This is a genomic window from Carnobacterium sp. AT7, from assembly GCF_000171855.1.
GTDB classification, from domain to species: Bacteria; Bacillota; Bacilli; order Lactobacillales; family Carnobacteriaceae; genus Carnobacterium_B; species Carnobacterium_B jeotgali.
Genome location: NZ_ABHH01000021.1, coordinates 33,645 through 40,762 on the forward strand (window position 1 = coordinate 33,645; position 7,118 = coordinate 40,762).

Sequence of the window (7,118 nt, forward strand, 5' to 3'; positions counted from 1 at the left end):
AGATTAAAACAAGCTTAAAGTGTTTTTTTATGCTAAATAGTGTATTTTTTAGCTTTATTCCGGAATAATATTGTATAAATTTATCGTTTATTCATAAAACGTGTATAAATTAGAACCACTGGTTAAAAATACCATTCATCAATTTATCATTAATAGACAAAAAAAAAGACAAGAAACAATCGGTCTCTTGTCTTTTTGGTTTAATTGATTTGGCATTAAGACAATTCATCTACCTGAGTTGAATAATCCTTTTTTTCAAAAAAATGTACCGTATCTAATTCATCTTGTTTCAATTGAGCGATCAAAGCATCAATGGAATCAAACTTTTCTTCACCTCGTAAATAGTCATGCCAAAACACCGTAACTTCTTCACCATAGATATCATCGCTAAAATCAAGAATGTACACTTCAACCGTCAATGGACGATTCGGTTCAAAAGTTACATTATGACCGATAGAGGCCATTCCTTTATAAACTTGACCACCAACTAAAATTTCAACAGCATACACGCCTATGCGTGGCAGCTTAACAAAATTTTCAACTTCAATATTGGCTGTCGGGAAACCAAGTAACCTTCCTCTAGCATCGCCATGTACGACTCTTCCTGGAGTAGCATAAGTATACCCTAAAAGTTTATTTGCAACAGCCATATCGCCGATTTCTAAAGCTAAGCGAATGCGTGTAGAACTGATTTTTTTTTCTTTTAACGTTTGTTTCTCCACCACTACAATGTCAAAACGATTATTTGCGTACATTGGCAAATGCTCCATTGAAGCCACTTCTTTTTTACCAAATGTATAATCAAAACCAGCAACAACCGTTTTTGCATGGAGATTAATAATGTATTGTTCCACAAAATCTTGCGGAGATAAGCTAGCAAAGGCAGACGTAAAGTCTACTTCATAAAGGTAGTCAACCCCTATTTTATCCATCAGTTCTTCTTTACGAGAAACAGTGGAAAGATATTTGTGTTGATCAGGATCTAATTTTTTAAATACAATAGAAGGATGCTGATTAAACGTCATCACAGCTAATTTCAGATTGTTTTTATCAGCAATGTTTTTTGCTCTACCAATCACTTCTTGATGCCCTCTATGCACACCATCAAAAAAACCTAAAGCTAATACCACTTCATCTTCAGGGATTTCATTTGCTTGGTATGGATGACGCAGTTTAATGATTTTCATAGTGTAAAAACTCCTCTATATATTATTCCGTAAAACTTTGACGGGTTTTAAAAAATCTTTCTTTTGTGGATGGATAGCATAAATACTGACCGCTTTTTGCAGATAAGTAAAGACAACTGGCATAGATAACTCTTTAGGCACCGTATCCAGTGGCAGTACAGAGCCATTTTTTACTTTATCCAATAAAACTTCATCAATGTCGAATGACGCTAATTCTTTTAATCCAAATTCTAAAGGAAATAATGCTTCTTCAATTTCTTGCTGTTCCATTTTTTCAGCAACTTGAGCTAAGGTTAAACAATCGCTTGCTTTAAAAGTTCCACTTAATATACGTGTTAAGTCTGACATATGTGCCGGGTAACCCATCTTTGCGCCTAAATCCACTGCTAACGTACGGACATAAGTTCCTTTTCCACAAGCTACCTCAAATTTCCATGAAACAGTTCCTTGCTCTTCATCTACCAAAATATCCGAAGTACGTTTAAATGATTTTATGTCAGCTATTCGAACAGGGCGTTCAACCGTTTCACCAGCGCGAGCGTATTCATACAACTTTCTACCATTTACTTTTACAGCAGAATACATGGGCGGAACTTGAGTGATTTTTCCTTCCATTTCTTTCATTGCAGCGTCAACAGCTTCCAATGTTGGAATACGTTCTACTTTCACTTGTTCAACAATTTCACCACTACGGTCTTCTGTCGTTGTTGAATAGCCCAGTGTAATTTCACCTATGTACCCTTTACCTGTTTCCATCATGTATTCTACAACTTTTGTGGCTTTTCCAACACAAATAGGTAATACACCGTCGACATCTGGATCCAGAGTACCTGTATGTCCAATTTTTTTTGTTTTTAAAATTTTTCTAAGTTTAAATACACAATCATGGCTGGTCATGCCACGTTCTTTCCATAAAGGGAGAATACCTTCCATCGTTTAACCCCAACCTTCCATTTTTAACTCTCCTAGTATACCATATTTTTTTACTAATCGTCATGCTTTAAAAGTTGAGTAAACAACTAAAAATAATGGTTTTTTAATCAAAAATTTGATATGATTATACAGTTAATGATTTTCTGTAGGAGGATTACAAATGAATCCCATTAAAATAGTGACAGATTCTACTGTCCAATTATCAAAAGAAGAACAAGAAAAATACAATATTACAGTTGTACCACTAGCTGCAATGTTAGATCACTCGCTATATTATGATGATATTACTGTCTCTAAAGCTGAATTCTTACACCTAATGGAGAAAAGCCCAGTGTTGCCTAAGACTTCTCAACCTTCTATTGGGCAAATGGCGGAAACGTATAACCGCTTAGGATCCAATGGCAGTGAAGTCCTTTCGATTCATGTAGCTGGCTATTTAACCGGCACATGTTCTGCAGCTCAACAAGGAGCGATGTTATCTTCATCAAAGGTAACGATATTCGACAGCCAATTTGTCGATCGTCCACTAGCCTATCAAGTAATAAGGGCAGCTGAGTTAGCGCAACAAGGAGCGTCTATAGAAGAAATCAAACAAGAACTTGAATTGATTAAATGGAATACTAAAATGTATATTGGGATTGTCAACTTAGACAATTTAATTAAAGGTGGTCGCATGAACCAAACTTTAGGTCGAATTTCTACTTTCTTAAATATTAAACTGATGTTAAACTTCACACCTGAAGCGTTAATACCAGAAGTAAAAGGTAGAGGATTAAAAGCTTTACAAAAGAAAGTAGAAAGTATCATTATGGAGATGAAATCATCAGCTGACATCAAACAAATTGGTTTTACTCATATTGGTTTAAATCCTTTTTCCGAAAAAATTATTCGTTCACTGAAAGAAAATTTCCCTGGAGTTCCAATGCACATTGGTTATGCTTGCCCTACTTTAATGGCTCATGCTGGTAAAGAAGCATTTGCTATTTCTTACCTTAAAAAATAATTATTAAAAGAGGCTGGGATTTTCCCAGCCTCTTTTGCTATTCAATATTTAATTTTTTGATGCACAAATTGAACGGGTTTATAAAGTGAAACGTAAGACATAGGTTGGTTCCATAGCAATTGAACAGGTTATTTAGTCGGTATTTTTAACACTTGGCCAACCGTTATGACATTAGCACTAGCTAACTTATTAGCGGTGACGATTGACTGAACTTTCACCCCATATTTATTAGCAATACTGTATAGTGTATCTCCTGATTTAACCTTATAGTTCATTGTCGTTGCTGCAAGTTTAGCAGGAATCTTTAGAATCTGACCGATTTTCAGCAAATTTGGGTTAGTCAATTTATTGGTATCCACTAACTGTTGAACCGTTACATTGTGTGCCTTAGCAATTTTGATCAATATATCACCCGCCTTGACAGTATAATTAGTAGTCGGAATAATGAGTAGTTGACCAACACGAATCAAGTTCATATTCGTTAGCTGATTAGCTGTTGTCAATTGTTGAACTGTAACACCATACAATGCGGAAATTTTAGTTAATGTATCTCCAGATTTAACAACGTGTTGACCACTGCTAGCTTTAGTTGGTATGGTCGATAATAATTGGCTCACCGTAACGAATGTATAACCTTTTGCTTTCAATTGGTTGATCATCGTTTGAAGGGCTCCTGGAGTGCCTGGTGCTCCTTCTCCTGTGTGCATCAAAACAATCATTCCTGGAGTTTCATTATTTACTACTTTTTTAGTGATTTCTGATGAAGAAACACCTTTCCAATCGACAGTATCAATTGTCCAACCAATGGTGTTTGTATAACCTAAATTTCCCACTGCTAATAATGTAGCCGTGTTTACCGAACCAAAAGGTGCACGGAAATAAGGTTTCGTGGTCTTCCCCACCGTTTTTTTAATAGCGGCGTCTGCTTTATCTAATTCTGTTTTAATCTGAGTTGCGGTCATTTTAGTGAAATTAGGATGATAATAAGAATGATTTCCTATTTCGTGACCTTGAGAAACAATCATTTTAATCAATTGTGGATGATTTTCAGCTGCTTTTCCAGTAATGAAAAAGGTAGATTTAATTTTATTGGTGTTTAAAATTTGTAGAATCTTAGTAATATTTTTACCATCGGCCCCATCATCAAATGTTAAGGCAACCACTTTAGACGTCGTATTTCCTTTAGTAACATACTGAGAGCTAGCTGCAGTAACGGGTAAAGCAAAAGCTAAGCTGATTAAGAGCAAAAATGATACTAGAAGGCTAACCAATCCAAATTTAAAACGCATTTTACTCACTCCTTTATTTTTTTAAGTAAGTTTTTCAATGCGATTTTATACTATGTTATTGGCCCTTCTTTCACCTTTATTATACCACTTCGAACAACTATTCTAGTTTTTAATAAATTTTTTTAATCCTTTTATTTTAAAATTTTTACAAAAAAACCTCCAAAAGGTTGCCCCTTGGAGGTATTTTTTAGTCTTTATTTAAATTACGCAACAATTCATCAATATGATTTCCATATTCAACAGATTCATCACGTTCAAAACTGATTTCTGGCGTTTTGTAGAGCGACAAACGTTTGCCTAACTCACTTCTAACTAAACCAGATGCTTTATCTAATCCTAATTGCGTTTTTTCACGTTCACTAGCTTTATCAGATAGAATACTATAAAAAACAGTTGCTTGTTGGAGATCACCGGTTACACGTACGTCGGTTATATTTACATCAGCAACCCGTGGATCTTTCACGCGTTTTTTCAAGATATCATTTACTTCTCTTTGAATTTCTTGTGAAACACGTCCAATTCTATGATTTGCCATGTTTAACCCTTCTTTCTTACGTATTACTTACGTTTAATTTCAACCATTTCATAAGCTTCAATAATATCATCAACTTCAACTTCATTGTAATCTTTGACCATAAATCCACATTCAAAGCCTTTTTTAACTTCTTTAGCGTCGTCTTTAAAGCGTTTCAAACTTGCTAATTCGCCTTCAAAGATAACGATATTATCACGAATCAAGCGGATGCTGCTGCTACGAGTGATGTAACCATCTGTAACAAATCCTCCGGCAATTGTTCCAACTTTAGATACTTTGAATGTTTCACGAACAACCGCTTGTCCGGTTACTTTTTCTTCGTATTCAGGGTCTAATAGACCTTTCATAGCTGTTTCAATTTCATCGATTGCGTTATAAATGATGCGGTGTAAACGGATATCTACTTGCTCTTGATCAGCTTGAATTTTAGCTTGAGGAGTTGGACGAACGTTAAAACCGATAATGATAGCATTACTTGCAGCAGCTAGAGTAATATCACTTTCGTTGATTGCTCCAACAGCAGTATGAATCATTTTTACACGTACGCCTTCTACATCAATTTTTTGCAAACTTGATGATAATGCTTCAGCAGAACCTTGTACGTCTGCTTTGATGATAACATTAACTTCTTTCAATTCTCCTTCTTGCAAACTAGAGAATAAGTTATCGATTGTTACGCGGTTCGTTACCGAACGTTGCTCAGCCATTGCTTTTTTCTCACGTGTTTCGCCTGCAGCACGAGCTGTTTTTTCGTCTTCAAAGACAACAAATTGATCTCCCGCTTGAGGAGCAGTGTTTAATCCAGTGATTTCAACTGGAGCAGAAGGACCAGCATGTTTAACGCGACGGCCATTTTCGTTGACCATTACACGGACACGTCCATAAGTGTTTCCAACTACAATAGGGTCTCCAACATTAAGTGTTCCTTCTTGTACAAGTAAAGTCGCAATTGGACCTTTAGATTTATCTAAACGAGCTTCGATTACTGAACCAAGAGCTAAACGTTTAGGATCAGCTTTCAAATCTTCAACTTCAGCGACAAGTAAAATCATTTCTAATAATTCGTCTAAGTTTTGACCGAATTTAGCTGAGATTTCAACGAATATTGTATCTCCGCCCCAAGATTCTGGAACTAAACCGTATTCTGTTAATTCTTGCATCACACGTTCAGGGTTAGCATCTGGTTTATCCACTTTGTTTACAGCTACGATAATTGGAACTTCAGCAGCTTTAGCATGATTGATAGCTTCAACTGTTTGTGGCATAACTCCATCATCAGCCGCAACAACGATAATTGTAATATCCGTTACGTCTGCTCCACGAGCACGCATTGTTGTGAAGGCAGCGTGTCCTGGTGTATCTAAGAAAGTAATGGTTTTTCCATCAACATCAACTTGATAAGCACCAATATGTTGTGTAATTCCGCCGGCTTCGCCTAAACTTACTTTTGTATTTCTAAGTGAGTCTAACAAAGTTGTTTTACCATGGTCAACGTGTCCCATGATTGTGACTACTGGTGGACGAGTGATAAGATTTTCTTCAACCACTTCTTGATCAAAGTAAATATCTAAATCAGAAACGTCTACTTGAATTTTTTCTTCTGTTTGAATACCATATTCTTCAGCAAGTAATTCAATAGCTTCTTTACCTAAACTTTGGTTCAGAGTTGCTACAACACCAAGCAAGAATAGTTTTTTGATAATTTCAGCTGGTTCACGGTAAATCTTTTTAGATATATCCGCTACAGTCATACCATCTGTGTACACTAGAACTTCAGGTAGTTCTTTAAATTTACGTGCAACTGGTGGTGCTACTGGTTTAGTTTCACCTTTTTTACCTTTTCTCTTACGTTTGTTAAATCCACCATGTGTTCCTACGCTTCCACGGTTAAATGGTCTGTTACCAGTACGTTTATTCTTATTTGGACCTTGAGTTGTCGTACGTTGTTGTGTTTGGTTTCCAGTCCCAGTTTGGGCAGCTGAACTACTTGTAGTAGTTGGTTTGTTTGTTGCTGCCGGTCTGTTTGTTGCTGCTGGCTTATTTGTTGCAGCCGGTTTGTTCGTTGCTGGTTTGTTTGTTTGATTGGATTGATTCTTCTGATTCGTTATAGGATTACCACCTTTTTGATTTTTTGTACTTGAAGTACTTGTTGATCCATTTTTATTAGTTGA

The 7,118-nt window shown here is 36.0% G+C and carries 6 protein-coding genes; 1 reads left to right on the forward strand and 5 read right to left on the reverse strand.

Going from position 1 to position 7,118, the window contains the following annotated elements:
• Positions 1 to 215: 215 nt before the first annotated feature.
• Both ribF and truB read right to left on the reverse strand, forming a co-directional pair.
• A complete protein-coding gene (gene ribF, locus CAT7_RS08635) occupies positions 216 to 1,187 on the reverse strand; it encodes a riboflavin biosynthesis protein RibF (protein ID WP_007724524.1) in 972 nt (323 codons plus the stop codon).
• A 15-nt stretch (positions 1,188 to 1,202) separates the two neighbouring features.
• On the reverse strand, positions 1,203 to 2,120 hold the full coding sequence (truB, locus tag CAT7_RS08640) for a tRNA pseudouridine(55) synthase TruB (RefSeq protein WP_007724526.1): 918 nt from the start codon (positions 2,118 to 2,120) through the stop codon (positions 1,203 to 1,205).
• A 160-nt stretch (positions 2,121 to 2,280) separates the two neighbouring features.
• Here truB and CAT7_RS08645 point away from each other — a divergent pair, with 160 nt between their 5' ends.
• On the forward strand, positions 2,281 to 3,123 hold the full coding sequence (locus tag CAT7_RS08645; protein WP_007724529.1) for a DegV family protein: 843 nt from the start codon (positions 2,281 to 2,283) through the stop codon (positions 3,121 to 3,123).
• Between the two features lie 128 nt (positions 3,124 to 3,251).
• Here CAT7_RS08645 and CAT7_RS08650 read toward each other — a convergent pair whose 3' ends face one another.
• From CAT7_RS08650 to infB, 3 genes are all read right to left on the reverse strand, one after another.
• On the reverse strand, positions 3,252 to 4,412 hold the full coding sequence (locus tag CAT7_RS08650) for a LysM peptidoglycan-binding domain-containing protein (RefSeq protein WP_007724531.1): 1,161 nt from the start codon (positions 4,410 to 4,412) through the stop codon (positions 3,252 to 3,254).
• Positions 4,413 to 4,599: 187 nt separating this feature from the next.
• A complete protein-coding gene (gene rbfA / locus CAT7_RS08655; protein WP_007724533.1) occupies positions 4,600 to 4,947 on the reverse strand; it encodes a 30S ribosome-binding factor RbfA in 348 nt (115 codons plus the stop codon).
• Between the two features lie 23 nt (positions 4,948 to 4,970).
• The coding region (gene infB, locus CAT7_RS08660; protein WP_007724535.1) for a translation initiation factor IF-2 at positions 4,971 to 7,118 on the reverse strand (2,148 nt) is incomplete at its 5' end.